This window comes from Rhodovulum marinum (assembly GCF_004343075.1).
Taxonomy (GTDB): Bacteria; Pseudomonadota; Alphaproteobacteria; order Rhodobacterales; family Rhodobacteraceae; genus Rhodovulum; species Rhodovulum marinum.
In genome coordinates this window covers 32637-58731 of record NZ_SLXP01000012.1, presented here as the reverse complement: position 1 = coordinate 58731, position 26095 = coordinate 32637, and the positions used below count along the sequence as shown (strand labels likewise).

At 61.8% G+C, this 26095-nt stretch carries 26 protein-coding genes; 6 read left to right on the top strand and 20 right to left on the bottom strand.

The window, feature by feature from the left end; translation table 11 throughout:
* Window positions 1-4 precede the first annotated feature (4 nt).
* Genes lnt through EV662_RS15715 form a run of 10 tightly spaced genes read right to left on the bottom strand, consistent with a single transcriptional unit; the run spans window position 5 to window position 7463 of the window.
* Complete coding sequence (gene lnt / locus EV662_RS15760; protein WP_018001714.1) at window positions 5-1582, bottom strand: apolipoprotein N-acyltransferase; 1578 nt, start codon at window positions 1580-1582, stop codon at window positions 5-7.
* Window positions 1549-2007 carry a signal peptidase II gene (gene lspA, locus EV662_RS15755; RefSeq protein WP_018001715.1) on the bottom strand — a complete coding sequence of 153 codons (459 nt, stop codon included), beginning with the start codon at window positions 2005-2007 and terminating at the stop codon, window positions 1549-1551. Before lspA ends, lnt begins: the two co-directional genes overlap by 34 nt.
* A 28-nt stretch (window positions 2008-2035) precedes the next feature.
* Window positions 2036-2818, bottom strand: a complete 783-nt coding sequence (locus tag EV662_RS15750; RefSeq protein ID WP_026155630.1) for a ZIP family metal transporter — start codon at window positions 2816-2818, stop codon at window positions 2036-2038.
* 12 nt (window positions 2819-2830) lie between these two features.
* Window positions 2831-3286, bottom strand: a complete 456-nt coding sequence (locus EV662_RS15745; RefSeq protein ID WP_018001717.1) for a DUF411 domain-containing protein — start codon at window positions 3284-3286, stop codon at window positions 2831-2833.
* 3 nt (window positions 3287-3289) lie between these two features.
* Window positions 3290-4663, bottom strand: coding sequence for a M23 family metallopeptidase (locus EV662_RS15740; RefSeq protein ID WP_026155631.1), 1374 nt, complete (start codon window positions 4661-4663; stop codon window positions 3290-3292).
* Window positions 4660-5286: an SCO family protein gene (locus EV662_RS15735; protein WP_026155632.1), complete on the bottom strand. Its 627-nt coding sequence runs from the start codon at window positions 5284-5286 to the stop codon at window positions 4660-4662. Before EV662_RS15735 ends, EV662_RS15740 begins: the two co-directional genes overlap by 4 nt.
* Window positions 5286-5753, bottom strand: a complete 468-nt coding sequence (locus tag EV662_RS15730; RefSeq protein ID WP_018001720.1) for a copper chaperone PCu(A)C — start codon at window positions 5751-5753, stop codon at window positions 5286-5288. The genes EV662_RS15735 and EV662_RS15730 overlap by 1 nt, the downstream gene beginning before the upstream one ends.
* Before the next feature lie 23 nt (window positions 5754-5776).
* Window positions 5777-6436: a DsbA family protein gene (locus EV662_RS15725; protein WP_018001721.1), complete on the bottom strand. Its 660-nt coding sequence runs from the start codon at window positions 6434-6436 to the stop codon at window positions 5777-5779.
* A complete protein-coding gene (locus EV662_RS15720; RefSeq protein WP_018001722.1) occupies window positions 6433-6855 on the bottom strand; it encodes a disulfide bond formation protein B in 423 nt (140 codons plus the stop codon). Before EV662_RS15720 ends, EV662_RS15725 begins: the two co-directional genes overlap by 4 nt.
* Before the next feature lie 5 nt (window positions 6856-6860).
* Window positions 6861-7463, bottom strand: coding sequence for an SCO family protein (locus tag EV662_RS15715; protein WP_018001723.1), 603 nt, complete (start codon window positions 7461-7463; stop codon window positions 6861-6863).
* A gap of 171 nt (window positions 7464-7634) precedes the next feature.
* Between EV662_RS15715 and EV662_RS15710 the strand changes: the two genes are divergently transcribed.
* The 6 genes from EV662_RS15710 to EV662_RS15685 all read left to right on the top strand — a co-directional run bounded on the left by EV662_RS15710 (window position 7635) and on the right by EV662_RS15685 (window position 13176).
* Window positions 7635-8063 (top strand): MerR family transcriptional regulator, encoded by a 429-nt coding sequence (locus tag EV662_RS15710; protein WP_013959865.1) that lies wholly within the window; start codon window positions 7635-7637, stop codon window positions 8061-8063.
* A 103-nt stretch (window positions 8064-8166) separates the two neighbouring features.
* A complete protein-coding gene (locus EV662_RS15705) occupies window positions 8167-8745 on the top strand; it encodes a cation efflux transmembrane domain-containing protein (protein WP_009573601.1) in 579 nt (192 codons plus the stop codon).
* A 95-nt stretch (window positions 8746-8840) separates the two neighbouring features.
* Window positions 8841-9596 carry a transglutaminase-like domain-containing protein gene (locus EV662_RS15700; RefSeq protein ID WP_026155634.1) on the top strand — a complete coding sequence of 252 codons (756 nt, stop codon included), beginning with the start codon at window positions 8841-8843 and terminating at the stop codon, window positions 9594-9596.
* Window positions 9586-10551, top strand: coding sequence for a cation diffusion facilitator family transporter (locus EV662_RS15695; protein WP_010138164.1), 966 nt, complete (start codon window positions 9586-9588; stop codon window positions 10549-10551). The genes EV662_RS15700 and EV662_RS15695 overlap by 11 nt, the downstream gene beginning before the upstream one ends.
* Window positions 10552-10606: 55 nt before the next feature.
* Window positions 10607-10885, top strand: coding sequence for a SpoIIAA family protein (locus EV662_RS15690; RefSeq protein WP_234988885.1), 279 nt, complete (start codon window positions 10607-10609; stop codon window positions 10883-10885).
* A gap of 410 nt (window positions 10886-11295) precedes the next feature.
* Entirely contained in the window at window positions 11296-13176 is a 1881-nt protein-coding gene (locus tag EV662_RS15685) for a Mu transposase C-terminal domain-containing protein (protein WP_243695876.1), read from the top strand.
* Here EV662_RS15685 and istB read toward each other — a convergent pair.
* The 10 genes from istB to EV662_RS15635 form a co-directional block, all read right to left on the bottom strand.
* Entirely contained in the window at window positions 13128-13859 is a 732-nt protein-coding gene (istB, locus tag EV662_RS15680; RefSeq protein WP_132464617.1) for an IS21-like element helper ATPase IstB, read from the bottom strand. The two genes, EV662_RS15685 and istB, sit on opposite strands and share 49 nt — an antisense overlap.
* A 15-nt stretch (window positions 13860-13874) precedes the next feature.
* A complete protein-coding gene (gene istA / locus EV662_RS15675) occupies window positions 13875-15407 on the bottom strand; it encodes an IS21 family transposase (RefSeq protein ID WP_132464614.1) in 1533 nt (510 codons plus the stop codon).
* 118 nt (window positions 15408-15525) lie between these two features.
* On the bottom strand, window positions 15526-16818 hold the full coding sequence (locus EV662_RS15670; RefSeq protein WP_078542986.1) for an IS256 family transposase: 1293 nt from the start codon (window positions 16816-16818) through the stop codon (window positions 15526-15528).
* A gap of 279 nt (window positions 16819-17097) precedes the next feature.
* Window positions 17098-18123 carry an IS110 family RNA-guided transposase gene (locus tag EV662_RS15665; protein ID WP_078542988.1) on the bottom strand — a complete coding sequence of 342 codons (1026 nt, stop codon included), beginning with the start codon at window positions 18121-18123 and terminating at the stop codon, window positions 17098-17100.
* 370 nt (window positions 18124-18493) lie between these two features.
* Entirely contained in the window at window positions 18494-19258 is a 765-nt protein-coding gene (gene fabI / locus EV662_RS15660) for an enoyl-ACP reductase FabI (RefSeq protein WP_078542990.1), read from the bottom strand.
* On the bottom strand, window positions 19255-20424 hold the full coding sequence (locus tag EV662_RS15655; RefSeq protein ID WP_035745643.1) for an acetate/propionate family kinase: 1170 nt from the start codon (window positions 20422-20424) through the stop codon (window positions 19255-19257). Before EV662_RS15655 ends, fabI begins: the two co-directional genes overlap by 4 nt.
* A complete protein-coding gene (locus EV662_RS15650) occupies window positions 20421-21815 on the bottom strand; it encodes a bifunctional enoyl-CoA hydratase/phosphate acetyltransferase (RefSeq protein WP_132464611.1) in 1395 nt (464 codons plus the stop codon). Before EV662_RS15650 ends, EV662_RS15655 begins: the two co-directional genes overlap by 4 nt.
* Before the next feature lie 4 nt (window positions 21816-21819).
* Window positions 21820-23577 (bottom strand): PHA/PHB synthase family protein, encoded by a 1758-nt coding sequence (locus EV662_RS15645; RefSeq protein ID WP_051693716.1) that lies wholly within the window; start codon window positions 23575-23577, stop codon window positions 21820-21822.
* Window positions 23578-23895: 318 nt separating this feature from the next.
* Window positions 23896-24975 carry an alpha/beta hydrolase gene (locus tag EV662_RS15640; RefSeq protein WP_068767092.1) on the bottom strand — a complete coding sequence of 360 codons (1080 nt, stop codon included), beginning with the start codon at window positions 24973-24975 and terminating at the stop codon, window positions 23896-23898.
* A gap of 5 nt (window positions 24976-24980) precedes the next feature.
* Window positions 24981-26093, bottom strand: coding sequence for an ABC transporter permease (locus EV662_RS15635; protein ID WP_068767091.1), 1113 nt, complete (start codon window positions 26091-26093; stop codon window positions 24981-24983).
* Between the last annotated feature and the right edge of the window lie 2 nt (window positions 26094-26095).

The following is a 26095-nucleotide window of genomic DNA, read 5'->3' as shown; positions in this document are numbered from 1 at the left end:
TTTCTCATGCGGCGGTAGTGAGCCGTCGCATTGGCGCCATTGCCCAGCTCCACGAAGCCAAGATGAGCGCCAACAGCATCCAGTCCCCGAAGCTCGCGTAGAGTGTCGGCGGTCGCGCGGAGGGCAGGCTAGCGTCGATGATGCCCGTTTCGCCGGTATCGAGCCGCGCAACGATCTCTCCGCTCGCGTCGATGACCGCAGAGATGCCCGTATTCGCGGCTCGGATGACTGGAAGGCCTTCCTCTACGGCGCGCATACGTGCGGAAGCCAGATGCTGCTCGGGTCCGATGCTGGTGCCAAACCAGGCATCGTTTGTCGCGTTGAAAATCCAGTCCGGCCGGAACAGGTCGTCGACCACATGCCCTGGGAAGATGATCTCATAGCAGATCGCCACGGCGACCAGCGGCACACCCGGAAGCGCAAGCGTTCTCGGGCCCGGTCCGGGCGTAAAATCGCCCAGACCCGCCGTGAGCCGCTCGATGGGCAACCAGCCGCGGAATGGCACATATTCGCCGAAGGGCACGAGATGGTGTTTCGCGTATCCGGTCAGGATCTCGCCGGTCTCGTCAAATGCCTGGACCGTGTTGAAATATCGGGTGCCATCCTCGCTCGGTACACGGTCCGGCACACCGGTAAGCAGCACTCTGCCGTCTGGTAGCGCTGCGGCAATGCGGGCCCGTGCCTCCGTATCCTCATCGAGGAAACCCGGAAAGGCGGTTTCCGGCCAGAGAAGCACGTCGAAATCGCCGGGCCGGGTTGAAAGCTCAAGATAGCGCGCGAAGGTCGCCTCGCGGTTCTCGGGAGCCCATTTCTCCTCTTGTGGAATGTTGCCCTGGACGATGCGCAGGTCGACACCGGGTGGCTGTTGTGCATCCGACTGGAGGCGCAGCGTGCCGACAGCCCACATCGTCGCGATTCCGGCCAGCGCCATGAGCGAGATGGTCAATCGTTGCCGCCCGGACGCCATAGCAGCCGCGCCAGGGAGTACCGCGACGAACACGGTGAGAAAGCTTAGCCCATAGCTTCCGACCCAGGCGGCGGTCTGGCGAAGGGCGGCGTAGTCTACAAGTGCGTAACCGGCCAGGTTCCAGGGAAACCCTGTCAGAACGTGACCACGCAACCACTCGGCCACGGTCCAGGAGGTCGCGAACAGGAGGCAGGCCAAGAGACTGCCCATGGCTCCGCGCCGCGCGATTTCGGCAAAAAGCGCAGCGGCAATGGCTGGGAAAATCGCGAGACCTGCGGACAATCCCGCGACCGCCGGAATCGCCATCGTCCCAAACCGCTCGGCCTCGACGTAGAAACTTTCCGCGATCCACCAAATCCCGAAACCGAACTGGCCGAGACCAAACGCCCAGCCGACGAGGAAAGCGCGCCCGAAGGAGAGATCGCGAAGCCCGACAAACAACGCGGAATAGGCAACGGGAACGAGCAGGAGAATCGAAAGAGGCGGGAAAGTCAGAACGGTCATCGCCCCGGCGGCGAAACCAAGCGTCATCCGCGAAAGCAAACGGTGGCGCAGAGCGATGCGGTTCAGAATTTCCGGCTTCACGACTTGATCGAACGCCGCGCGCTGATCCATGGCGCGGCGAGCAAGAGCCCCACGCCACTGACGACAAATACATCGGCCAAGTTGAAGGCAGGCCAATGTGTTGTGCCAATGTAGAAATCGAGAAAGTCTGTTACAGCCCGATACCGCACACGATCGATGACATTGCCCAGGGCTCCGCCAATGATCGCACCGTAGGCAAGCGTTTCCACCGCATTGTCGGCGCGAAACAGCATAACCCCCAGCCAAACACAGATGGCAAGAGCGAAAGCGATGAGGCTCCACCACGGCGCGCCGCCCAACATCCCGAAAGTCACGCCGTCATTACGATAAAAGACGAGGTTGAATCCCGGAAACACGGGAATTCCGGCGCTTAAAGTGACGGCATTCGCAACGACAATGGCTTTGGTGATCTGATCGATCGCGAACGCAGCAAGTGCTGCGAAGACGCCGATCATCGGAGATACCTTGTTTAGTGACATTGCCTCATCCCAACCAGACATCAAGGAACAGCATCAGAACGAGCCCGACTGCGAGACCGAGCGTCGCCCTGTTCTGATGGCCGCTGCGATGGGTTTCGGGGATGATTTCGTGGCTAATGACGTAGAGCATTGCGCCCGCGGCAAAGGCCAGACCCCATGGAAGCAGCGGTTCCGACAGTGTGATGATGCCGGCCCCGAGCAAACCGCCAATCGGCTCGATCATGCCCGTCAGCGCCGCGATGCCCCAGGCGCGCAGCTTCGGATATCCCTCGCCCAGCAGAGATACAGCGACGGCCAATCCTTCGGGCGCATTCTGAAGCCCGATGCCGATGGCGAGCGGCAGACCGCCCTCCATACCTCCGGATCCGAAGCCGACCCCAACCGCAAGGCCTTCGGGGAAGTTGTGGATCGTGATTGCGATGATGAACAGCCAGACCCGCCGCAAAGACGCCGCTTCGGGCCCTTCGCGTCCCGTCTTGAAGTGCTCGTGCGGCAGCTTTTCGTTCATCAGGGCGACAGCCCCCATGCCCAGAAGAATCGAAACGCATACGATGGCCGCAGGCATCGCGCCGTTTTCGAACATCGGCTCCGCCGCATCCAATGCCGGGATGATCAGCGAAAAGAAAGAAGCGGCGAGCATCACACCGGCAGCGAAGCCGAGCGACAGATCGCGTGTGGCCCGAGACGGGATGCGCCCGAACAGCACGGGAACTGCTCCGACTGCTGTGAGCGATCCGGCGGCAAGACTTCCGAGAAAGCCGAGCATTATCGGAGACAGATTTTCCATGGGCGGGCCAGATTATCCTTCGGCGTAGCTCGAAAAGACTTCCGTCGACCCGTCCTTGCGGATGAGGAAGACATCATAGGCCTCGCGGTCGTCTTCTGGCCCCATGCCGGGCGAGCCATAGGGCATCCCCGGAACAGCGAGGCCGACGGCGTCCGGGCGCTCCTCGAGAAGGCGGCGGATGTCAGCGGCCGGTACATGGCCCTCGATCACGTAGCCGTCAATGAGCGCGGTGTGGCAGGAGACCATGCGCTGCGGCACGCCGTTGTCTAGCTTGAAGCGCACGAGAAGCCCGCCGAACATGTCCTGGCCGGTCGGCACAAACCCGTTCTCTTCGAGATGTTTCATCCACGAGAGGCAGCAGCCGCATCCGTTGGTCTTGCGGACGTCGATCGCCGTTGCCTCTGCGAGGGCCTGGGCCGCTGGGAACAGGGCGAGCGTGATGGCAAGAACTTGTGTCATGCGTTTCATGGGTCAGAGCCTTTCGGTTGTCGTTTTGGCAATCTCGCTGCCGAGGTTTTCATTCAGAAGCGCCCGCGCCTCGGCCAGACGCGAGAGCGCGGCGGTATCATCCGCATCGCTCTCGGCCGCTTCGGCGAGCCGGTCGTCAGAGAGGGGGTCAGTCGGGCGCCCATCCACGAGCACCTCATAGTGCAGGTTCGGACCTGTCGCCGTGCCAGTCGCGCCGACGCGGCCGATCACGTCTCCCGCCGCAACGCGTTGGCCTTGTGCCAAGTCTTCCGGCACGGCGCTCAGATGCGCGTAGCGCGTCATGGTGTCGGAGCCGTGCAAGATTTCGACCACGCGACCATATCCGCCGCGCCAGCCGATGAAATTGACCCGCCCCGGTGCCGTCGCTTGAACCGGTGTCCCACGTGCCGCTGCAAAATCGACGCCGGTGTGCATCCGGACGTTGCCAAAGACCGGATGCGTGCGGCGTCCGAACACCGAGCTGAGGCGCGCACCCTCTACCGGCTGTGCGAAGACGCGCAGCACCTCGCCATCGACGTAGATCGTCGCCTGACCGCTGCCGTCGTCCGGCCATACGATCTCGTAAAGCGAACCGCCGATCTCCAGTGCGGCGAAGGCGAGTTCGGGCTGTCCGATCCTGTCCTCTCCGACCCGCGCCTCACGCCAGAGAAGCCTTAGTGTTTCGCCACCGGCCATCTCGCGGCGGAAATCCACGGTCCCACCCAGCATCTGCGCAAGGTCCACGGAAAAACGGGCGGGTATGCCGGCTTCGTCGAGTGCCGCGAAGATCGAGCTGTCGATCATGGCTTCGCCGGCAAGGGTTACGATTTCCGGATCCGGAGCCACGACCTGCGTGGACATCTGCTCGCCGAAAACCACCTCGATCCGAACCCCGTCCTCGACGGCGAGTGAGACGGTGCGGGGGCTGCCGTCCACGGTCGAAGCGACAGTGACCGAGTGCCCCGGCCGCAGCCGTCGCAGATCGTATTCCGCACCAAGCGCGAGGGCAACTTCGGCTCTGTCAGGTGCCGCAAGACCGGCCTCTGACAGCAAGAAATCGAGCGTTTCGCCCGGAGCAATGTCGCGCGACCACGTCGACAGGGGTGGCTCGATCGCTTGCACCGGCCTGTCGGCAAACGCGGCCTGCAGAAGGGGCAGCGGGCTGAGGTCGGGTGCATCGTCTGCCCATGCCGCCGCGGGCAGCGTCACGGGGATGTCAACGTTCTGGGGGGCTTCAGGACCTTGGGGCATCCAGCTACCTGCCTGGGCAAGTTCCGGCGGCACGGGTTCTTTCGACATGGAATCAGAGATGGCGATAGCCGCTCCCGAAACCGTCCCCGCAATTGCGACACAAGCCGCCAAAGTTCTGAGCCTCATGTCGCCCCCTCCATTTCTTCTTCCAGCGCGCGGCGGATCTTCGGCACCGCGAATTCTTTGGGCTCGTGATAGTCGATCATGGTGACGAATCGCCCAGAGGCTGCGAACAGGAAGACGCTCGCGGTGTGGTTCATCGTGTAATCGCCGCTCTCCGCCGGTACTCGCTCGTAGGTGGCGCGGAAGCCGTCCGCGACGCGCGCTATCTGCTCTTCCGGTCCCGTCCAGCCGCGGATCGCCGGATGGAAGTAGCCGACATATTCGGCCATCGTTTCGACAGTGTCGCGCTCGGGATCGACCGTGATGAAAACCACGTTCATCTCGTCGGCCTCGTCTCCCAGATCGTCGAGCCATCCCGAAATGTCAGAAAGCGTGGTCGGGCAGACATCGGGACAGTAGGTGAAGCCGAAGAACGCCATCGTCGGGCGACCGATCAGGGTTTCCGGCCCGACCGCGTTGCCCTCATGATCCGTCAGACGGAAATCCATCTCGGTCAGGGCCACAGGCCGCTGCCCGACAGGTTCGGGTCCACCGGGTCCATCGACCTGCCACCAACCGACGAAGAGCATCAGGGCGACCGCCCCGACACCAGCCGCGCCGTACCCCAGGACCGCCCGTCGCCGCATCAGTCCTCTGGCCCCCGCGCGGCGATTCCGAGGATCGGCACCTTGACCGTCACTTCGCCTCCGTCGTCGAAAAGCAGGGTCAGCGGAAAGGTGTCCCCTTCCGTCATCGGTTCTTGTAGCCGCATCAGCATTGCGTGCAGGCCCCCCGGTTCGAGCGCGACGCTCTCGCCCGGGGCGATCGCGATCTCCCCCGCCGGGCTCATGGAGCTCACACCTTCGGCATTGGTCTTCGTCTCGTGGATTTCGGGCATCATCGCGAGCGGTGTTGTAAGGCCGATCAGCGTCACCGGCTCGTCGCCAGTGTTGCGGATCGTCATGTAAGCGGCCCCGGGACGGTTCATCCCGATGGAGGCGCGGGACCACGCGTTCTCGACGACAACATCCTCGGGTCCGGCCAGCGCGGGCACCGAGAGCCCTCCAAGGGTCAAAAGCGCGGCCAGTGTGCCAGTCAAAATATACTTTTTCATCGTTCTGATCCTGCCCTTTCCATTCAGCTTTGCGCGGCAGCGACTTCGGCGGCCACCAGACGACGCAACTCTGCCTCCCCGAATGGATCGAGCGGCTTGCCGTTCACAAAGAATGTGGGCGTCTGGCGAATTCCCACGGCCTCGACGTCAGCACGATCCTGGTTAAGGATCGCCACGACACCGGGTGCCAGCATTTGCGTGCGCGCGGCTTCGGCATCGAGTCCGGCCGTGGCGGCGATCTGAAGGATCAGGCCAGGCGCCGGGGCACCGTGCGACGCCCATCTCGGCTGTTCCCGCAGAACGGCCTCGAGCACCGGCACGTAAACGTCCTGCATGCGCGCCGCTTCGAGCACGCGGATGGCTTCCTCGGATGCCGCGCCGTGGAAGGGCGTGTAGCGGATCACGACGCGGACAGCTTCCCCATGCTCGGCCATGATGTCCTTCACGATGGGATGAAAGGCGCGACAGGCCTCGCAGGCCGGATCGAAGAATTCGACGATCGTGACGGGCGCATCCGCAGGCCCGAGGATGGGCGAGTAGGGGCGGATCATCGCCTCCGCAAGTTCCGGAGCAACGGGCTCCGCTTCGGCCACTGGGCCGGGGCGGATTGCAAACCAGGTGGCTCCGCCGAAACCGGCGGCGCCGAGGGCAAGAACGGACAGGATCAGGCCGCGTCGATTCATGTTCGTGTGTCCTTCAATGAAAGGGCCGACAGCGCCCCGATCAGCGCGAAGGCGGCGAGCGCCATCAGCGGGATAGGGATGCCGAAGACCAGTTGGTTGTCATCGGTGCAAGAGGGGCCGGTGGCCGTGCAGGGCTGGACGCGTTCGGGAACAAGACCGACGTACAGCCCCATGTGCCAGAGGGCGATTGCGCCGCCGCCAAGCGCCAATGCGATGCCGTAGCGCCCCACGCGGCCGTCCCGCCACCAAAGGCCGAGCCCGAGGACAATGGCCAAGGGGAACATGAAGGCGCGCTGGAACCAGCACAGCACACAGGGCGTCTGCCCCAGCACCTCGCCGACAAAAAGCACGGCAAGCGAGGCGACGAGCGCGATGATCCACGCCAGCCCGAGGGCTGTTTCTCCGGACATACGGTTCATGTCGGTCAGAACCTCTCTTCCAGATCGGCGAGTATCTCTTCGGCGGAGGTGCCGTAGGGCCACGAGTCGGCGAAGCCCGCGTCGGGATCGAAGAGGAACAAATGCGACGTGTGGCCCATCGTGTAACCATCCGGCGCCGCAGCCTCTTCGACGCGTTCAAAGAAGATCGGAAACGTCTCGGATGTGGCGGCGATCTGTTCCGGCGTGCCGGTCAGACCGATGATGCCCGCATCGAACAGCGGGACGTATTCGGCGAGTGCGGCGGGCGTGTCCCGTTCGGGGTCGATGGTGATGAAAATCGGCTGGACCTTGGCGGCATCGTCGCCCAGACCGTCCATCACCGCCGCGACCTCAGATAGGGTCGTCGGGCAGACGTCGGGGCAGTTGGTAAAGCCGAAAAAAACCAGCATCCAGCGCCCCGCAAAGTCCTCCTCGGTTTGAACCATACCCTGGTGGTCCGTCAGTTCGAACTCAGCGAAAAAAGGCGGCTCGGCGTCAGTTCGGGCGCTATCGGCACGATAATCGGACCATAGCAAGAGCCATACGAAGGCAAGCGCTGCCACGCCTGCCAAAACCCAAAGAAACTTCTGTGCCGATGTAAGGGACAATCCTGTTCGCCTGTTTTTGATTCTTATTGCAAGTGCGGATACATCCTCTAGCCGCTAGAGGTTCAAGCACGAAATCATGGTATAGCTTGAACTCACGCGTCTGTGAAACCGACACTTGTTTATTCCGACGGCAAAACCTACACAAACTGTATCTTTTTCATGGAGGCGAAAATGCTCACGATCGGTACTCTGTCAAAGAAGACTGGCACGAAGGTGCAGACCATCCGGTACTACGAACAGATTGGGCTCATGCCCGAACCTGGCAGGACCGAAGGCGGGCAGAGGCGCTACGACAATGCACAGCTCGACCGGCTGTCCTTCATCCGCCATTCGCGACAACTCGGTTTCTCGCTCGATGCGATCCGCGAGCTGCTCGACCTCAGCGACCATCCCAACCGGCCCTGTGATGAGGCTGATGCCATCGCGCGTCGCCAGCTCAAACAGGTGGAGCAGCGCATGGCCCGCCTGAAGGCGCTGCGCACGGAACTGAAACGCATGGTTCACGAATGCAGCGGCGGGCGGACGGGAGATTGCAAGGTGCTTGAGGTGTTGCGGGACCATTCGGAATGCTTGACCGAACACGAGGAAATCGGGGCCTGAAGGAATTCAGCCAACATTCCGGCTGGAACGCAGATCTGCCGCAGAAGTTAATGTGTCGTACAACACAAGCTGGAACCACAAAATGGCCGCTAGACAAGATTCAATGGAGAGACGGACGCTTTGGATCGTTCTGGCGCTCAATATCGGTTTGGCCGTGGCTTTTTTCGCAACAGGCGCCTTCGGCGACTCAAGTGCCCTGATCGCCAACGGGCTCGATAACCTCTCCGACAGCTTCGTCTACGCGATCAGCCTTTTCGCTTTGTCCCGATCCGCCAAATGGAAACGCGGGGCGGCGAACGTTTCCGGCGGGCTGCTGATCCTGTTCGCTGCAGGCATCCTCTACGATGCGTGGCGCCGCTACATCGGTGGGTCAGATCCGCTCGGGACGATCATGATTGCAATGGCCCTGATCGCGGCGGCTATCAACGCAGTCTGCGTTTGGCTGCTCGCTAAGCTCAAAAATCCAAACGTCAATATCCGCGCGGCCAACACCTTCAGTTACAACGATTTCGCCGCGAACCTCGGGATCGTCGTGGCCGGTGGCCTCGTCGCTTGGCTAGGAACCAACTGGCCGGACCTTGTCGTCGGTGTGATCGTCGCCGGGATCGCGGCCTGGGGCGGTATCGACATCCTGCGCGACGCACACGGCGAACACCACAAAGCGGTTCACACGGACAAATAGTTGCGGGAGATTCTTTCTGAAAGAAAGGATTGAAGCTATAGTGACTATAGCAATTAGTCTTGTTCCAAGACGATTCGAGGAGCGACCCGTTGCAGATGATCGACCCCCTACTTGTACCCACCAAACTACTGGATTTTGATGCCGCGCCTCTTGCGCGTCTAATTGAGAACCGCAGCTGGCGCGGCTTATCCGAATACGATCGGATCGGAGCTGCCTATGATTTCGTTCGGAATGAAATCGCGTTCGGATACAATCGAGCTGACGACATCCCCGCATCCGAAGTGCTTTCCGACGGCTATGGGCAGTGCAATACCAAAAGCACGCTCTTGATGGCGCTGCTGCGTGGTGTCGGCATTCGTTGCCGGTTGCATGGGTTTACGATCCACAAAGGCTTGCAGCGCGGTGTTGTCCCTGAGCTGGTGTATCCGCTTGCTCCGCAGGAAATTCTCCACTCATGGGTCGAGATCGAATTTCAAGGTGCCTGGATCAACCTTGAAGGCTTCATCCTGGATGACGCTTTCCTCGATGTCCTGCAAACGTCATTCTCGGACACAGAAAGTCTCTGCGGTTATGGCGCGGGCACGGATTGCCTTGGCGCGCCTCCCGTCGCCTGGAACGGAGAAGATACCTACATTCAGAAAACCGGCATCGTGCAGGATTTCGGCGTGTTTGATACGCCGGACGCCTTCTATTTTTCCCATGAGCAATCCTTTGGATGGCTGCGTGGTGCCCTTTACCGTCATATCATACGCCACTGGATGAATGCGCGCGTTCGTGGTTTCCGCAGCGACCGCCTCAAGACTGACCGACGCGCGACACACGCGCATGAGGAGCCTGCCAATGCCACATGACCACGGGCACGCGCATATCGATCCGGATTCTGGCGATCGGCGGGTTGCCATCGCGATCTGGGCGAACGGGCTTCTTACCGTTGCGCAAATCGTCGGGGGCATATTGTCGGGCAGCCTGGCACTGATCGCCGATGCGCTGCACAACTTTTCCGATATGGCCTCGCTTGTCATTGCCTTTGCCGCACGCAAGATCGCGCGCCGCCCGGCCGATGAGCGCATGACCTTCGGCTATGGCCGGGTCGAAATCGTCGCGGCCCTGATCAACTACACCACCCTCATCGTGATCGGCTTCTATCTGATCTACGAAGGTGGCATGCGCATGATTGATCCACCCGAAGTCATGGGGTGGACCGTCGTCATTCTCGGTGGAATCGCGCTTGTGGTCGACACGCTGACCGCAATGCTGACCTATTCGATGCAGAAGGGGAGCGTGAACATCCGTGCGCTTTTTCTCCACAACCTTTCGGATGCGCTTGCTTCGGTCGCGGTTATCGTCGCTGGGTCGCTGATCATCCTTTACGACATGCGTTGGGTCGATCCTGCCATCACCATCGGCATCGCGACCTACATCCTGTATCTGTCTTTCACTGAAATAGGCGGCCCAATCCGAACCCTGATGCTCGGGAGCCCGCCGGACATCGACAACGAGGCCGTCGTCGAAGCGATGCGGAAAGTCGAAGGCGTCGCCGACGTCCACCACGTCCATCTCTGGCAAATGCAAGAGCACGAGGCTGCGCTCGACTGTCATGTCGTCGTGGCAGCCGAGGGATGGTCGAAGATCGAAGAGATCAAGAGCGCGATCAAGGAGCGGCTGAAGGAAGAATTCGGCATCAGCCATTCCAGCCTCGAATTCGAGCACGAGGATCGCGCTCATCAGAACGCCGATCTCTACGGTCACGGCAACGCAAGTGAAAAGGAGAAGACCAATGTTCAAGGAAACGCTGACCGAGCGTGATGATGTCATCGGGCTCGTCTGCGAAGGCAAGTTGACGGAGACAGAATTCAAGTAAATGCACGCGCTGCTTCATGAGCGTCTTGGAACAACCGATAATCCGGGTCTGGTTCTCGACCTTACAAGTTTCGAGGGCTACGAAGAGCCTTCGGCGATGCTAGAAGATCTGAAGGTCGACACCGCCCACGCGAACGATTTCGGTCGCATAGCGGTTGTCGGAGAACGCAGATGGATGGAATGGGGCGCACGGGTGGTCAACCTATTGACGGGCTCCGAGATGCAGTGGTTCGAATCCAGCGATACCGAGTCCGCAATTGCGTGGGCGCGTGACGGGTAGCCAGCGATTCTGCAAGAAAAGGACTCTGGCCTGGAAATTGACATCACATCAGATGCTTCACGATTAATGGAGGAACGGAACGATCTAAATGTAGTCAGCAACATTTGTCTGCTCGGATGAAACAATCCGATGCAGTTTGATGTCGACTTTAGGCTGCATAATAAGTCCCTACGCGCTGAATTCTTCGAAATTTAACATAAACTTCATTATGCGTCTTTATACTTGGTGTTGCGATAGTATAATATCGTATGTATGCTGGACTCCTGTCGCGTAGCCCTTAATTGTGAGATGGGAAATCCAACGAAATCAACGGCTGAGCTTTGCCCTTAAATATGAGATTTTGCCTTTAATTCTGATATTTTTGCCCTTAAACCTGAGACAGGGTTCACAGACATTTGCGGCAAATATCGATGGATGGTGATGGCGAAGACTGCGTTGCTGTTGGTGCTGAAGAGGCGCGCAGGGCCGCGGTGCTGCGCCCTCTTGTTCAGGCATATCTCAATGGGACTGGCAGCCTGGAACGTGGCATCAATGACGCCGTTTGGGAGCTTGGTGTCAGCAGGGCGACGGTCTGGCGTTGGATAAAACGGTTGGCGGAAGAGGGTGGGCGCACCAGCGCTCTGGCTCCGCGGAAACGGGGCCGCCCGACCGGGACGATGTTAATATCCAGCAAAGTCGAAGCGGTAATCGAGGAGCACCTTCGCCGCTATTTCTTGCGCCGGGAGCGTTCGAGCTTGTCGCGCGTCGTGACAGAAATCCGCAGCGCTTGCTGGCAGGAGGGCTTGCAACCGCCGACACGGCGAACGGTTCAGCGTCGTCTGGATGCGATGGATGCCCGCGAAGTTGCGAAGGCACGAGAGGGCGCAAAGGCGGCCCGCCAGAAATTTGCGCCGGTCACAGGTGAGAACAAGGCCAGTATGCCACTGGAGATCGTCCAAATTGATCATACACCGGCGGACATCATTCTTGTCGACGGCTTTGAACGCAAACCAATTGGGCGGCCTTGGGTCACGCTGGCGATCGACGTCGCAACGCGGATGGTGACCGGATATTACACCTCTCTCGAGGCACCTTCGCGTCTGTCAGTGGCGCTTTGCCTGACACAGGCGGTGGCCCTCAAGGAGGAACTTCTTGCGGAATTGGCGTGCGATGTTCCTTGGCCGGCACAGGGCAAACCGCACAGCATCCACGTCGATAACGGTCGCGATTTCCGGTCGCGCGCCTTTCGGTCGGCCTGTGCGGATTGGGGGATCGATCTGGTCTATCGACCGCCAGCAAGTCCTCACTTCGGTGGTCACATCGAACGGTTGATCGGCACCATGATGGGGGCCGTTCACCTGTTGCCGGGAACAACGCAATCCTCGATCGCGGCAAAGGGCGACTATGACGCCGAAAGCAAGGCCACGATGACGTTGAGCGAATTCGATCGCTGGTTTGCTCTGGAAATCTGCCGTTACAACAACAGCATTCATTCAAGTCTTGGCTGCACGCCCGTTGCCAAATGGGAGGCGCTCTCAGAGCAAATGACAGGCGACATCCCCTTCGAGATGGAAGCCTTTCAGGTGAGCTTCCTGCCGAGTGAACTGCGCAAGATCAGGCGTGACGGCATCCATCTGTTCCAGATAAGGTACTGGTCCGATGCCCTTGCAGGCCACATTGGGCGCGGGGATGGAAAGGTGGTCGTTCGCTACGATCCTCGCGATATCTCAATGATCTGGGTCGAACTGGACGATGGCCGGTATGTTGAGGCGCGGTACAGAAACCTGGAAATTCCGCCCGTCTCGCTCTGGGAATATCGCGAAGCGATGAGGAAGGCCCGTGCCCTTGGCAAGTCCGGGTCTAATGAGCTGGTGCTGGCTGAGCTGATCCGACAGCAACGCCAGATCGAAGCTGAAAGCCGGGGCCTGACGAAGGCCGAACGCAGAACCCGTGAAAGAAAAGGGACATTGAAGGGCACGAACTCGGCCGTCTCGACAACCGAAGGGCTGCGCCCGATCGATACGGGTGATACATCGCGCCCATTGTTCAAGGTGGAGAGATTGCGCACACCGACGCATCCGGTCGGGCATTCCGACAACATCCGGTCACCGCGAGACGTCGCCACTGAGCGTGCTTTCTTGATGTCGCCTCTGTTTGATGCGGTCAAGCTTTTCGAGGTTCGTGATAGGGGAGCCGCGCGCGGCGCCGTGCGCGCCCCACGACGCTGGCGCGGCGTCGCGCGTGGCGGTGGCCCTGTCGCGCGTCATGTTTCGTTCTTTCGCAGTGAGGGGCCGTCCAAGGGCAACCTGTGAGCGTTGTGGACGATGCGGTCGAGGATTGCATCGGCGAAGGTCGGCTCGCCGATGACGTCGTGCCAGGCGTCGACGGGCAGTTGGCTGGTGATGATGATCGATCCGTTCTGGTAGCGGTCCTCGACGATTTCCATCAGGTCGCGGCGCTGCGATGTTGTCAGCCGTTCGGGCCCCCAGTCGTCCAGGATGAGCAGGTCGGTGCGAATGATCTGGCGGAACAAGCGGGGAAACCGCCCGTCACCATGGGCGAGTTCGAGATCGGCGAACAGACGCGACAAGCGGTGATAGAGGACGGTGCGACCGTCGCGGCAGGCTTTCTGTCCGAGCGCGCAGGCCAGCCAGGTCTTTCCGACACCGCAGGGGCCGGTGATGATCAGATTTTGCCGCTTTCCGATCCAGTCGCCGTGCGCGAGCTGGCGAAACAGGTCCCGGTCGAGTCGCCGCGGGGCGCGGTAATTGACGTCCTCGATGGCGGCGCCCCCATGGCGCAACTTGGCCGCGCGCATCCGGCTCTGGTAGCGCTTCGTGCTGCGGTTCGCGGCCTCGCGGTCGATCAGAAGACCCAGCCATTCGGCATGGCTGATCTCGGCGGCATCGTCTTGCCGCTGCAACTCGGCGAAGGCCTCCGCCATGCCATCGAGCTTGAGGGCACGCAGGTGGTTCAGGGTGGGATGGTCGAGCATTCGGATGTCTCCTTATCAGTGGAAATAGCTGGCGCCGCGGATATTGGGATGTGTGATCGCCGGGCCCTCCGCGGGGGTCTCTGGCCGTCGGCGATGCAGGTTGTTCCGGAGGATTGATTTGACCGAGCTGTATGACAGGCCGCCAATCTCGCCAGCACGCAGGCAGGCGGCTTCAAGGGCGTCCCGGCCATGGGGCTTGGCGAGGCGCACGATCCCGATGCAGGCGCGGAAGCCTTGCTCGGGATGGGGCTTGGCGCGCAGGATCAGATCCACGAGGTTCGCCGTGTTGGGACCGATCTTCTCGGCCATGCGCCGCAGTTCGGCGGGGGTGAGCCCGGCATATCGGCGATGGCTGGCGGGCATGTGCGCGGCCACGGTCGTATGCTTGCGGTTCCCAGACGTTCGGACATGGGAGGCCACGCGCTGTCCTTCATGGAAGATCTCGACAGTCCGGGCCGTGATCCGGGCCCAGAGCGTCTTCTTCAGGAGCTGGTGGGGCACGGAGTAGTAGTGCTTATGAACTTCGACATGGTAATCGAGGCCGACCCGCCGCTCGACCCAGTCGGCATACTCGTAGGGGGCCGCGGGCAACGGCCGGAGCGCGGGCTGGTCGAGCTGTTCGAACAGATCCCGGCGGCTGGCGCCCAGGTGCCGGGTCATCTTGCCGTTCAGTCCCGGCAGCAGATCGCGGATCGCCGCGTTCACTTCGGCCAGAGAAAAGAACCGCCGTTTGCGCAGCCGCGCGATGATCCAGCGCTGGACGACAAGAACGCCGACCTCGGCCTTCGCTTTGTCGCGAGGCTTGTAGGGACGCGCCGGCAGGATCGCCGTGCCGTAATGAGCGGCCATCTCGGCATAGGTGCGGTTGATCTGCGGCTCATGAAAGCAGGCCTTGGTCACGCCAGCCTTGAGATTATCCGAGACGATCTGCTCGGGCACACCGCCGAAGAAGGCCAGCAAGCGAACATGCGCGCCGATCCAGTCCGGCAGGCTCTGGGTCCAGGTCGCCTCGACATAGGTATAGTTCGAGGCACCCAGGACGCCGACGAAGATTTGCGCCACGCGGATCGCGCCGGTCTCGCCATCGATCACCTCGATGGTATCGCCGGAATAGTCGACGAACACGCGCTCGCCAGCCGCATGGTGCTGGCGCATGGTGGGCGACAGGCGGCCTTCCCAGCGACGGTGGAGGTCGCAGAACCGACTGTATCCATAGCCATCGTCCGGATGGGCGGCGCGATACTCCTCCCAGATCAGCGACAGCGTGACCCCCTTGCGGCGGAGTTGCCGATGAACCGCAGCCCAATCCGGCTGCGCCAATCCTCGGCGCGTTTGGCCGCCCGGCGGTGCAAACAGCCGTCGTTCCAGCGCGGCTTCGTCCAGCCCGTCCGGGAGCGGCCAACACAGTTCGGCCCGTTCCGCCCGCTTGAGATACTCGCTGATCGTCGACTGCCCGACGTTCAGGCTCCTCGCGATCTTCCGCGTCGACAATCCGGTGGCCCTCAGGCGAAGGGCTTCTGAAATCTTGCGCATTGGCAATCGTCTCATTCTGGGGCTCCTTGCTCGTCCTCGATGACGGCAAGGCTACCCTGCTGCACGATCGCCCAGCAGCCGGTCTCACAACTCGAAACCGGGATGATCGGATACCTCGGAATCCGTGACCGGATTAAATCGGAATGACCGACCGGATATTATCGGAATCGGTGACCGGATGACCCCGGTGTGCGCAGCGGACGCCGTCGCGGAACTCAACCCCGCTGATGACCTCTGGCAGGCGGTTCCGGCCGTCGAGCCTCCGCCATTTCTTCTGCGCCGACATCATCAGCCGGAAGGCCATGGCGAGCCCGGTCTTTCGGCTCAGGCAGCCCTTGGTTCGCCGGGTGCGGTGCCGGACGGTGGCGAAGGTGCTCTCGATCGGATTTGACGTCCGGATATGTTTCCAGTGCTCGGCCGGATAGTCGTAGAGGGTCAGCAGCGCGTCCCGGTCCTTGACCAGCTTGGCCACCGCCTTGTCCCATTTCACGCCGTAGGTTTCGACGAAGAAGTTGAAGGCGACGTTGGCTTCGGCCTTTGTCCCGGCCTGCCAGATGTCGTGCAGGTGTCCTTTGGCCCTGGCCTGCGCCGATTTCGGCAGCGCGTTCAGCACGTTCATGGTCTTGTGCAGCCAGCACCGCTGCTCCTGCGTCGTGGGGAAGACTTCGCGCAGGGCCGTCCAGAAGCCGAGGGCACCGTCGCCGATCGCGAGCTTGGGATCCTGCGTGAGGCCGCGCCGCTTGAGATCGAGCAGCACCTCGCGCCAGCTCTGGGTGCTCTCGCGGAAGCCGTCGGTCATGGCCAGCAGTTCCTTCCGGCCGTATTCATCCGCCCCGACGATGACCAGAACGCATTGCTTTTCCTCGGCCATGCGCGGCTTGAAGTAGACACCGTCGGCCCAGATGTAGAGGAACCGCCGGGTTCCGAGGTCGCGCTTCTCCCAAGCCTCGTATTCGGACCACCAGTTGGCTTTCAGGCGGGTGACGGTCTTGGCCGACAGGCCCTTGGCGTCCGGCCCCAGAAGGGCGGCCAGCGCCTCGCCGAAATCGCCGGTGGAGACCCCCTTGAGGTAGAGCCAGGGCAGCAGTTCCTCGACCGATTTGGCCTTGCGCAGGTAGCGCGGCAGGATGCTGGGCGTGAAGGAGATCCTCTCCGCTCCCGGCTTGCGATCCCGCACCCGCGGCACCTTCACGGCGACCGGACCGATCCCGGTCAGGATTTCGCGCTCCGGCAAATGTCCGTGCCGCACCAGCCTGGCCCGGCCGTCATCGAGCCTTTCCTCAGCGAACGCGGCGAGGAGCGTTGCCAGCTCGGCCTCAACCGCTTGTTCGATAAGCTTGCGCGCACCCTCCCGGATGAGGTCCGTCAGCGGATCCGGCGAAAACCCCGATGGATCGGGCAGCGTGCTGATGGTAGTCTCCGACATGTGGCATGTATGGATGCCGCCTTTGGTGCAAGGGGTATTTTGAACCTCTTTGGGTGCGATCGGGTGCGGTCATGTATTAGGCCTTGTCGTTGCGGCACTGTTCATGGCCGCGGGCCGATATGGTGATGCGCGTACCGGGTCCAAATCATATCCGAGGGCTTGGACGCCCAATGCCACATAGATGGTTTTCCCGGTCCGGATCTGGCCGATCAGTTTCCCATAAAAGCTTCGGTGACCTCCTCACACATCGACCGAGGCAGAGATTGGCGCGTCTCGCTGTTACGCGACCGCCTCGGGGTTCTTGTAATCCTCGTTCTTCGTCAGCATCGCCCAGATCGCACGGGCCATTCTATTTGCCAGGGTGACCGCCGCCACGAGTTTTGGTTTCCGAGCCAGAAGCCGTTCAAGCCACGAGCCCTTCTTGATGCCAAAACGGGTCGCTGCTGAAATAACCGACATGGCGCCTCTGATGAGATGGCTGCGAATGTCTACCTGCCCCATCTTCGAGACCTTCCCCAAGCGGCTTTTCCCGCCTGTGGAATTCTGTCTGGGCACCAGTCCCAGCCAAGCCGAGAAATCCCGCCCGCGGGAAAAACATCCCGGATCCGGCGCGAATGTTTCGACTGCCATTGCGGTTTGCAGTCCAACCCCGGGGACAGTCTGCAAGCGCTTCACCACCGCGGATTTCTTGGCCATTTCCCGCATCTCACCCGTCATCTCTGCGATCTGCGCTGTCAGCTGCGCGATATGGTCGACATAGACATGCGCCAATTCGCGGACTTTGCATGGCATGGACACCGTTTCGTCTTCAATCATCGCAGACAGTTTCTTCAGGCCACACATATTGGTCGCGGCAATCACACCGTGTTCCGCCAGATGCGAACGCAAGGCGTTGATCGTTTGGGTGCGTTGGCCAATGAACATCTGCCGCGTCCGATAGGCCATCGCGCTGATCTGCTGATCCTCGGGTTTGGGCTCGACAAACCTCATGGTCGGACGTGAGCCCGCCTCGGCAATGGCTTCCGCGTCTGCCATATCATTTTTCTGGCGTTTGACATATGGCTTCACATATTGCGGTGGGATCAAGCGTGGACTGTGGCCGAGGCGTTCAATCTCCCGCGCCCAACCGTGGGCGGTCGCACAGGCTTCCATGGCGACGATGCATTTGGGTTGCTCCGAGAGAAACGGCAGAACCTGGCTTCGAGAAAGCTTTTTGCGAAACACGACGGCACCGGCTTCGGAGGCACCATGCGCGTGGAAAACGTTCTTTGCCAGATCAAGGCCGATGATGGTTGCTGTAGTCATGTGGGTGCCTCATTCCTTTGCCACGCTGCCATCAGCATGACGATATGTTGCGATGACGCCGGGCGGCGGCATCCACACCATCATATCCCTTTCTCGGCTGAGAATTGACGGCGTCTGAACACCGCCATGATATGCCGCCCCTCAGGGCATCACCAACTTTCGCGCGTTACTCCTCACTCCCGAAGCGGGAGTTCTGCAACAACGCCGATCTTGCCCGCGATCAGCAAGACCACGGCAAGATTGAAGGAATGGAAGGGATGAACCGTAAAGAAGGTCACGCGGCGGCGCCTGTCAGAATGCTGTCAACTGATGTTGATTCCGCTTTGCCCCGGATCCGCCTTCCGGTCAAGGGCGGGGCCCCGCGCCTGCCTCAGGCGGTGGTGTGAAATCCGTTATCGGCATAGACCACCGATCCGCTCATGGGACTTGCGGCCTCGGTTGCCAGAAAGGCCGCCAGCGTACCGATCTCTTCGATGCTTACCAGTTTTCCCGCAGGCGTACGGGCGCGAATCTTATCCATCAGCGCATCGAACCGGTCGATCCCCGAGGCGGCGCGGGTCTTGACCGGACCGGTTGAAAGCGAAAAGGCACGAATCCCTTCGCCCGCCAGATCGGCCGCCGCATAGCGGACCGAAGCCTCCAGCGCGGCCTTTACCGGACCCATGAGGTTGTAATTCTCGACCACCCGATCCGCGCCGTAAAAGCTGACCGTGATCAGCGAACCACCCGCCTGCATCAAAGGCCGCGCCAGCCGCGCCATGCGCAGGAAGGAGTGGCAAGAGATATCCATCGCCGTCGCAAAACCTTCGGCCGAAGCGTTGACAACGCTGGTGTGCAGATCCTCGCGCGGGGCGAAGGCGATGGCATGAAGCAGAAAATCAAGCCGCCCCCATTCAGCGGTAATGCGGTCAAACACGGCTTCCAACTGGCCGGGTTCACGCACATCGCAAGGAAGGAACAGCGGCGCACCCACTTCCTGCGCCACGGGTTCGACCCATGGCCGGGCCTTTTCATTAAGAAAGGTCAGCGCCAGCTCTGCCCCCGCCGCGCGAAAGGCCCTGGCGCAACCGGCGGCGATGCTGGCCCCATTCGCCACGCCAACCACGAGGCCGCGTTTGCCTTTCAGATCAATCATGTCGCTGCCTCTTCGCTGACGGCCTCCTGGGCGATGATGCTTTCCTCATCGGTCGGAATGACAAGAAGCTGCACCCGGCTGGCGGCGGTGCTGATCCTGCGCGACCCTGCTTCATTGGCATCGGGGTCAAGCTCTGCCCCAAGCCAGGCCAGCCGCGCGGCGACACGGGCGCGGATACCGGGCTGATGCTCGCCGATTCCTGCCGTGAAGACCAGCGCATCGATCCCGCCCATGCTGGTCGCCAACCGTGCCACCTCGCCCGCGATGCGCAGGCAAAAGAGGTCGATCGCCTCGGCAGCCTCTGGGCGCGTGCTGGCCATCAGCTCGCGGCTGTCAGCCTCGAAACCCGACACGCCCAGAAGGCCGCTTTCACGATAGAGCATGGTCTCGACCTGTTTCAGGCTTTGCCCCATTTCGCCCATCAGATGCAGGATCACGCCGGGGTCCAGCGCACCCGAACGCGTCGCCATCGGGATGCCGTCCAGCGTCGAAAACCCCATCGAGCTGTCGATGCTCTTGCCGCCCCGGATCGCACAAAGGCTTGCGCCGCTGCCCAGATGTGCGGCGACCACCTTTGCATCGGTGGCCAGATCGCCCAGTTGCCCGGCGATATAGCGGTAGGAGAGACCATGAAAGCCATAGCGCTTGATCCCCTGATCATAAAGCGCGCGCGGCAGGGCAAAGCGGCGGATCAGGGGCGGGTTGGTGGCATGAAACGCCGTGTCGAAAGAGGCTGTCTGTGGCACATCGGGGTAAAGCCCCCGCATCGCCCGGATCAGCGCAAGGCTTTGCGGCTGATGCAGCGGCGCAAGCCGCGCCAGCGCGTCGATCTGCGCGATCACCTGATCGGTGATCCGGGCTGGTCCTGTGAAGACATCGCCGCCATGCACAACCCGATGGCCGATCACCGCAAGGCGCGAAAGATTGAAATGCCCGGCCAGCCAGGCAAAAGCCTGGTTCAGCACGGCTGTCAGATCGCCGGGATCCGCTGTGATCGGGCCTGAAAAGGTCTTGCCCTCGCGCGTCAGGCGCACTTCGAAAGGCTCATCGCGGAAATCGATCACGCCCGAGGCCAGCGGGCGCGGCGCGGCGGCCTCCAGTGCGTAAAACCCCAGCTTGATAGTCGAGGATCCGGTGTTGAATGTCAGGATCAGATCGCGGGTCACGCCTTCCCCTCCGCTTTGCGGACCGCGACCAGCTTGGCCAGCGCAGCCGAGGCGATGCGGGCCGATAAAGGATCCGCCCGGCTTGTCAGAACGATTGGCACCCGTGCGCCCAGAACCAGCCCCGCGGCCGTGGCGCCCGCGAAATAGATCAGCTGTTTGGCAAGCATGTTCCCGGCCTCGAGATCCGGCACCAGAAGAATATCGGCCTCGCCCGCCACCTGCGAGACGATGCCCTTCGTCGCCACCGCCTCGGGGCTGATCGCATTGTCGAAGGCCAGCGGCCCGTCAACCAGCGCGCCCGTGATCTGGCCTCGAGCCGCCATCACCGTCAGCGCGGCGGCATCCAGCGTGGCGGGCATCGTCGCGTTCACCGTCTCGACCGCCGCCAGCACCGCGACCTTCGGCTGATCGCGCCCCAGAAGCCGCATCAGATCGACGGCATTCTGGCAGATGTCGCGCTTATGCTCTAATGTCGGTGCGATATTGATCGCGGCATCGGTGACGATCACCGGCTTGCGATAGGCGGGCACATCCATCGCATAGACATGGCTGATCCGGCGTTCGGTGCGCAGGCCGCCGCTTTTCGAAACCACCGCCGCAAGCAGTTCATCGGAATGCAGGCTGCCCTTGACCAGCACCTGGACCTTGCCACAGGCCGCCAGTTCCACCGCCCGCGCCGCCGCTGCATGGCTGTGCTCTGTCTCCTCGATCCGGAAGCCGTCAAGCGCGACCCCGGCCTCGGCGGCCGCCGCGCGAATCTTTGCGCCGGGACCGATCAGGATCGGGTCAAGCAGGCCTTCGTCGCGCACCTCGATCGCGCCAAGGATCGCGGATTTCGAACAGGGATGCACCACCGCCGCCCGCACCGGGGGCAATGCGCGGGCCTCTTCGACAAAGCCCTGCCAGCGCCCCTTCGGCAAGACCACCGCCTCGGGAAGGTCACCCGGCACCCAGGTCACCTGCTCGACCGGGGCCAGCACCAGCGCCTCGCCCGAAAGCACCACCTCGCCCCGCTGATTGCGGGCGGTGGTCGTCAGGCGGACACGGTTCTTGCCCTCGATCAGCTCGGCCACTTCAACTTCGGCGGTGATGGTATCGCCTGGCGAAACCGGCTTGTTAAAGCGGATCTGCTGGTCGAGATAGATCGTCCCCGGCCCCGGCAGGCGGGTGCCCAGCACCGCCGAAATCAGCGCCGCAGTCCACATGCCGTGCACCACGACATGGCCAAACGGCCCATGGGCGGCGAAACCGGCATCCAGATGCGCGGGGTTGGCGTCGCCGGAAACAGCGGCGAACAATTCAATATCCTTGGGACCGACGTGGCGGACAAGACTGGCGCGGTCGCCGATTTTCATCTGGTGAAACAGATAGTTGGTCAGAGTGCCGGTCATCTTGTCACCTCTGGAAAACATATGTGCCGGGCGCATCTGCCAGCGCGTTGCCCATTGCGGGCGGCGCGGCGGGGGCACCCGAACGCGCGGCAAGCCAGGCCTGCCAGGGCGTCCACCACGAACCCTCGGTTGCAGGATTGGCCTCGACCCAGGTCTCGGGCGGCAAAAGCGCGTCGTCATGGGCGCGGGTCGCCAGCCGGTAGCGGCGGCGCGGGTGACCGGGAGGAGAGACGATCCCCGCATTATGCCCGCCCGACGTCAGCGCGAAAGTCACCTCGCAATCGGTGAACTGGTGGATTTTGTAGACCGACTTCCAGGGTGCGACATGATCGCGCTCGGTCCCGACGGCAAAGATCGGCACCCGGATGTTCTGCAACAGAACTGTCTTGCCCCCGGCGGTGAAGCGTCCCGAAGAAAGCTCATTATTCAGATAAAGCCTGCGCAGATATTCGGCATGCATCCGATAGGGCATCCGGGTGCTGTCGGCATTCCAGGCCATGAGATCATTCATCGCCGTCCGCTCGCCCATCATGTAATCGCGCACCATCCGGGACCAGATGAGGTCATTCGAGCGCAAAAGCTGAAACGCCCCCGCCATCTGATCGGCAGAGAGATAGCCGCGGTTCCACATCATGCTTTCAAGAAGATGCAGCTGGCTTGGGTCGATGAACAACGCAAGCTCGCCCGGTTCGGCGAAATCGACCTGCGCGGCAAGCAGCGTCAGCGAGGCGAGACGCGCGTCCCCCTTCCCCGCCATGGCAGCCGCCGCGATCGACAGCAAAGTGCCACCCAGACAATAGCCGGTGGCGTGGATTTTCTGATCGGGCATTAGACGGGTGATCTCATCCAACGCGGCCATCACGCCCAGCCGGCGATAATCCTCCAGCGTCAGATCACGATCCTCTGCACCCGGATTGCGCCAGGAAATGGCGAAAACCGTGTGGCCCTGCGCCACCAGCCAGCGGATCAGGGAATTCTCCGGGCTGAGGTCGAGGATATAGTATTTCATGATCCAGGCCGGAACGATCAGCACCGGCTCGGGGTGCACGGTTTCTGTCGTGGGCGTATACTGGATCAGTTCGATCAGGTGGTTGCGGAAGATTACCTTGCCCGGCGTCACCGCCACATCGCGACCCGGTGTAAAGGCCTCGACACCCTCTGGCGGCTCCTGCCGGATCTGGCGGACGACGTCCTGCAGCCAGTTCTGCCAGCCCTTCACAAGGTTCATGCCTCCGGTAGCCCAGGTCCGTGCCACAACCTCGGGATTGGTAAAAGGGTTGTTCGAAGGCGCACAGACATCAAGGATCTGTTTCGCGGCAAAAGACACCACATCCTCGTGGTGCTTCGTCACGCCCGGAACCTCATGGGTGACGTTATGCAGCCATTGCTGCTGCAGCAGGAAAGCCTGCGACATCCAGCTGAAGGGCGGTTTCGCCCAGGCTTCACCGGCGAAACGGCGGTCGCCCGGCAAGGGCGTGATGACCGGCGCGGCCTGCGGATCCATCGCCGAGGCCATCAGATGCGCCATGAGACGCTGCCATTTGCGGCCCGCCTTGACGCCCAGTTCCATCTGCTTGCCCGGTGCCTGCGCCAGATGAAAGGCCCAGTCGACATAGGCCATCATCAGCGAGCCGGGCGAGACCCCGCCGCTGAGCTGTCCCGAGAGCGCCTCTCGTATGCGGTCAACGGCCTGAAAAGCCTCGATGCCAAGGCTTTCATCGCCGGTTGCACCCGAGCCATCTGATTTGGGAGTAAGGGCCATGTCGCGTCTCCAATTTACCGGCGGAAGTTAGCACAGAACTATCAACGAGTGTTGATCGAATTCAAAGAGTTCAAGATTTTTCTTGAACATAGGCATTGCGCCCAAGGCCCGATGCCGACGACATGTCGTAAAGCGCCGTCAAACCGCCGAAACAGCCGCCCCCGGACTGAACAGGCAAAGCATCGGCGTCCGGCGGCGGACACGGAATCCCCTGTCCCTGCCCTGATCATCATGGACGATTACCGGCAAAACGGCGCGACGTCGAGGCCATGACCCGGCCAATGCCGCTGGCACCAACGCCGGGCCAAGGCCGCGGCCTCAATCCGCCAGCACATCACCGATGCCAGTGAAGACACCACCGACCTGATTGAAGACAAAGGCCCCCGCCAAGCGTACCTCATCGAAAAGGGTGTTTTCAACCACAGCCCCGGCCTCGCCGGAAAGCAGGCCGACATAGCGGCTGTGGGCGGGATCATCGGTCGGAATATCGGTAATATCCACGATCCGTATTCCGGTCGCGACCGCCAGGCGCTGGACCGCCGGATCACGCACATCGACAAGCCCAAGCCGTATCCGACGTGCCGAAAGCCGCGACGACAGTTTCAGCGCCAGATCGTCCGAGGAGACGAGCACCGTGATGGGATGCTTCATCGGCCCAAGGCTGACCATCTGGGCGCGGAAAAGATCGATATCAATATCCGGGGCGGCAAGGATGACCTCGATCCGGTCCAGCACATCGTCCCGCCCGGCAAGACGCAGTTGCACCAGCGTCTCCATCGTCAGCCGCGCGCCCATGCTGTGAGCCAGCACCGGCACCGCGTCGGAAGCGGACCGACCCTTTGTCAAAAGCCGCAGCAGATCGGCAAGCGCCGCGCGGGAAAAGTCAGACGCGTCACGATCAGCCAGATAGGCGCCCGGATAGCCTGCCGAGGGCCATGTAAAAAGGACGGGCTTTTCCTCGATATGCGCATCGACCGAAAGCTGCGCGGTACGGAACAAGGCCTCATGAAAGCGGGTGTTGAAGCCGTGGACATAAAGCCCGACCCCCTCGCGCGAGAGACGCTTTGCAAAGGCGTCACGGCTAAGCGTCTGCCGGCTGCGCATCACGAAATTCCGGTCGGCGCTGCTGCCATTGCGATCCGGCCATTCAATCTTTCCCGGCCGATGGCCAGGCGGCACCGAGACCTCGTATTCCAGCCAGCTTGGCCGGATGGAGCGAGAGTCGCCAAAGGCCCCCGGCAGATTTGCCTCGGGCGCGCGGGTGGTCATGGTCAGCACCCGGACAAGGCGGGCGCCCTCGGGCAGGGCACCGGCATCGGGGGCCAGAACTTCCGGCCCCGGACGCGCAGCGCAGCCTGCAAGCGCAAGCGTCAGGATCAGAAGCAGGCGGCCCAACATATGCCTTACCGCAGGAATTTCTTGAATCGTATCAGTGCCAGCCAGAACAGCGCCACCCCGATCGCCGCCAGCGCCGCGAACTGGGGCCAGACCACGTCAAGCCCCGCACCTCGGAACAAGATGCCCTGCGAGAGGATGATGAAATGCGTGTTGGGGGCTGCAAGCATGATGGTCTGGATGATCTCTGGCATGGATTCCCGCGGCGTCATCGCGCCTGACAGCACCTGCAGCGGCAAAAGCGCCATCATCAGCAAAAGCGCGAATTGCGGCATCGACCCGGCGATGGTGGCAAGGAAAATTCCAAGCCCCGTCATGGCGAAAACCATCAGCACCGCGCCCGCAAGAAACAGCACGACCGAGCCCTGCACCGGAACCGCCATCAGCGCCTGCACCACAACACTTAGCGAAAAGATCGACCCCAGCAGCACCACCAGCCCCATCGACCAGATCTTGGAAAACATGATCTCGGTCGTGGTGACGGGCATGACCAGCAGGTGCTCGACCGTGCCATGTTCCTTTTCGCGGATCAGCGCCGCGCCGGTCAGCACCAGCGACAGCATGGTGATCGACCGGATCACGGCGGAAATCGCGCCGAACCACTTCGGATCCAGCGAGGGATTATACCGCGCGCGGAGCGCCAGATCGACCGGCAGCGCGGTCTCGGCCCGGTAGCCCGCCACATATTCCGAAACCTCGGAGGACACGATCTGCTGGATATAGCCGCCGCCGGTGAAGGCCTGGCTCATCCTTGTCGCGTCGATATTCAGCTGGATCGCCGGGTTTTTTCCGGCCAGCACATCGCGCGCGAAATCCGGTGGGATGTTCAGCGCAAAAGTATCCAGCCCCTGATCCATCCGCCGATCCATCTCGGCCGTCGTGGTCATCTGCGGCTCGACAAAATAGGGCGGATAAAAGGCCGAGGTGATGCGGGCGGAGAGATGCGACTGATCCTCATCCACGATCGAGATCGCGGCATTCGTCAGCGCCTCGGGCGAGACGTTCGCAGAGGTCCAGATCGAGAGCGAAAAGGAATAGACGATCAGCACCAGCATCACCGGATCGCGCCAGAGCCCGCGCAATTCCTTGACGCCCAGATTGAAGGTGTTGCGCAGGTTCATCC

Coding starts and splice junctions, on each gene's coding strand:
- EV662_RS15700 (WP_026155634.1), top strand. CDS start 8,841: ATGATCGACCCCCTACTTGTACCCACCAAACTACTGGATTTTGATGCC.
- lspA (WP_018001715.1), bottom strand. CDS start 2,007: ATGATCGGCGTCTTCGCAGCACTTGCTGCGTTCGCGATCGATCAGATC.
- EV662_RS15705 (WP_009573601.1), top strand. CDS start 8,167: ATGGAGAGACGGACGCTTTGGATCGTTCTGGCGCTCAATATCGGTTTG.
- EV662_RS15745 (WP_018001717.1), bottom strand. CDS start 3,286: ATGAAACGCATGACACAAGTTCTTGCCATCACGCTCGCCCTGTTCCCA.
- EV662_RS15735 (WP_026155632.1), bottom strand. CDS start 5,286: ATGCGGCGACGGGCGGTCCTGGGGTACGGCGCGGCTGGTGTCGGGGCG.
- EV662_RS15650 (WP_132464611.1), bottom strand. CDS start 21,815: ATGACCGGCACTCTGACCAACTATCTGTTTCACCAGATGAAAATCGGC.
- fabI (WP_078542990.1), bottom strand. CDS start 19,258: ATGATTGATCTGAAAGGCAAACGCGGCCTCGTGGTTGGCGTGGCGAAT.
- EV662_RS15690 (WP_234988885.1), top strand. CDS start 10,607: ATGCACGCGCTGCTTCATGAGCGTCTTGGAACAACCGATAATCCGGGT.
- istB (WP_132464617.1), bottom strand. CDS start 13,859: ATGCTCGACCATCCCACCCTGAACCACCTGCGTGCCCTCAAGCTCGAT.
- EV662_RS15740 (WP_026155631.1), bottom strand. CDS start 4,663: ATGAGGCTCAGAACTTTGGCGGCTTGTGTCGCAATTGCGGGGACGGTT.
- EV662_RS15685 (WP_243695876.1), top strand. CDS start 11,296: ATGGATGGTGATGGCGAAGACTGCGTTGCTGTTGGTGCTGAAGAGGCG.
- EV662_RS15725 (WP_018001721.1), bottom strand. CDS start 6,436: ATGAATCGACGCGGCCTGATCCTGTCCGTTCTTGCCCTCGGCGCCGCC.
- istA (WP_132464614.1), bottom strand. CDS start 15,407: ATGAGACGATTGCCAATGCGCAAGATTTCAGAAGCCCTTCGCCTGAGG.
- EV662_RS15710 (WP_013959865.1), top strand. CDS start 7,635: ATGCTCACGATCGGTACTCTGTCAAAGAAGACTGGCACGAAGGTGCAG.
- EV662_RS15665 (WP_078542988.1), bottom strand. CDS start 18,123: ATGACTACAGCAACCATCATCGGCCTTGATCTGGCAAAGAACGTTTTC.
- lnt (WP_018001714.1), bottom strand. CDS start 1,582: ATGGATCAGCGCGCGGCGTTCGATCAAGTCGTGAAGCCGGAAATTCTG.
- EV662_RS15640 (WP_068767092.1), bottom strand. CDS start 24,975: ATGTTGGGCCGCCTGCTTCTGATCCTGACGCTTGCGCTTGCAGGCTGC.
- EV662_RS15695 (WP_010138164.1), top strand. CDS start 9,586: ATGCCACATGACCACGGGCACGCGCATATCGATCCGGATTCTGGCGAT.
- EV662_RS15645 (WP_051693716.1), bottom strand. CDS start 23,577: ATGGCCCTTACTCCCAAATCAGATGGCTCGGGTGCAACCGGCGATGAA.
- EV662_RS15730 (WP_018001720.1), bottom strand. CDS start 5,753: ATGAAAAAGTATATTTTGACTGGCACACTGGCCGCGCTTTTGACCCTT.
- EV662_RS15720 (WP_018001722.1), bottom strand. CDS start 6,855: ATGAACCGTATGTCCGGAGAAACAGCCCTCGGGCTGGCGTGGATCATC.
- EV662_RS15670 (WP_078542986.1), bottom strand. CDS start 16,818: ATGTCGGAGACTACCATCAGCACGCTGCCCGATCCATCGGGGTTTTCG.
- EV662_RS15635 (WP_068767091.1), bottom strand. CDS start 26,093: ATGAACCTGCGCAACACCTTCAATCTGGGCGTCAAGGAATTGCGCGGG.
- EV662_RS15750 (WP_026155630.1), bottom strand. CDS start 2,818: ATGGAAAATCTGTCTCCGATAATGCTCGGCTTTCTCGGAAGTCTTGCC.